The 1,415-nt window shown below is 55.9% G+C and carries 1 protein-coding gene; it reads right to left on the reverse strand.

Features of this window, described 5'->3' with window-relative positions:
- Positions 1 to 211 precede the first annotated feature (211 nt).
- Positions 212 to 1,123, reverse strand: coding sequence for a YihY/virulence factor BrkB family protein (locus HNQ71_RS34565; RefSeq protein ID WP_246462553.1), 912 nt, complete (start codon positions 1,121 to 1,123; stop codon positions 212 to 214).
- Between the last annotated feature and the right edge of the window lie 292 nt (positions 1,124 to 1,415).

The raw sequence follows: 1,415 nt of genomic DNA on the forward strand, positions 1-1,415 counted from the left end.
CTCCGAATTCGGCATCGAAAGCCTTCAAAACCTCATCGCCATCCATCGCGACGGAAACAAATAGGTCCGTCCGCGTCCCTCACCGGATGGATACGCCCGAGAAAGCCTGTTCCGCCGAACACAGTGACGATCCGTTTCGTGTTGAGATCATCAGAATCCATTGCCTCGCCACGCCTTGTCTTCGCATGCCTCCGAACGCCTGCCGCGAGGTTTACGGCCGGCGAAGACCCAGCATAAGGGTGGTCATCGTTGCGCTCGCGCATGCCACCGCTAACAGCACGACGACGCCAGCAGAGTTGGACTTTTGCTTTGCGCGAACTGGGACGTCTCTTGCGGGCAAAGCACTGTGAACCAGCGCGTCCAGATCGGATCTGCTGCCATGTCGAACGGAATAGGCGCGAGTGAATTCGGCCCCGAGAAGAAAGATTTCGGATGAGTAGTAAACCCAGAGGAGTATGACGAGCAGTCCACCGGCGGCACCATATGAGGACGCGATCGCACTGGTGCCGATATACCAGCCAATGAGTGATTTTCCGAGCGTGAACAGGGCAGCGGTCACAACAGCACCAATCCCTACGTCGCGCCATTCGAGAGTTCGATCGGGCAAAACTTTGTAAATGGCAGCGAACATCGCCGAGATCAGTGCAAACGAAACGACCGTGTTGATCACGTCGAGGACGATTGTGCCGAACGGGATCTGAGCGTTGATGAAATTGCCCAGCAGCGAGATCGCTGCACTGGCTACGAGAGATACGAGCAACATGAAACCGAGTGCTGCGACCAAACCCAGACTTGCTGCACGTGCGCGCACCAGACGCGATAAGGAACCGCCTTGCGGTTCGACCTTCCAAATTGTGTTCAGCGACTGCTGCATTTCACCAAAAACGCCAGAAGCGGTCACGAACAAGGTGACGATGCCTATGACCGCCGTCCAAGTCCCGGATGATTTGTCAGATGCGCTCTCGACCGCGGTCTGAAGGAGACTTGCGCTTTCTGGTCCCATCAGCCCGGAGACCTGGGCAGACAAAGCCAATTGTGCAGCATCGTGACCGAAAACGAGACCCGCGATAGCGACCACAATCAGCAAAATTGGCGCCAGCGACGTGGCGGCGTAGAAAGCCATCGCAGCGCCATGACTAAGAGCATTGTCGTTGATGAAGCCGACTACGCTTTCTCGCACCAAGTCCCATACATTTGTGATCGAGGGTCGCACTTCGAATCCGTAGGGTGAGCGGCAATGGCGTCCACTAGCAATGCGCCAGAACTTCCGATGTTCCGACCGGGGGCCACGTCCAAGTCACGGGCTCAAACCCTTTTAAGGCTAGGGTCAGGACCCATTAATTTGTTGAGTTGATATCTGTTGGGTGATTCAAGGTGGCAGGAGGTGCTGCCTTGAGTGATTTGCTGATGTTGAC

Source organism: Mesorhizobium sangaii, assembly GCF_014207355.1.
Taxonomy (GTDB): domain Bacteria; phylum Pseudomonadota; class Alphaproteobacteria; order Rhizobiales; family Rhizobiaceae; genus Mesorhizobium; species Mesorhizobium sangaii.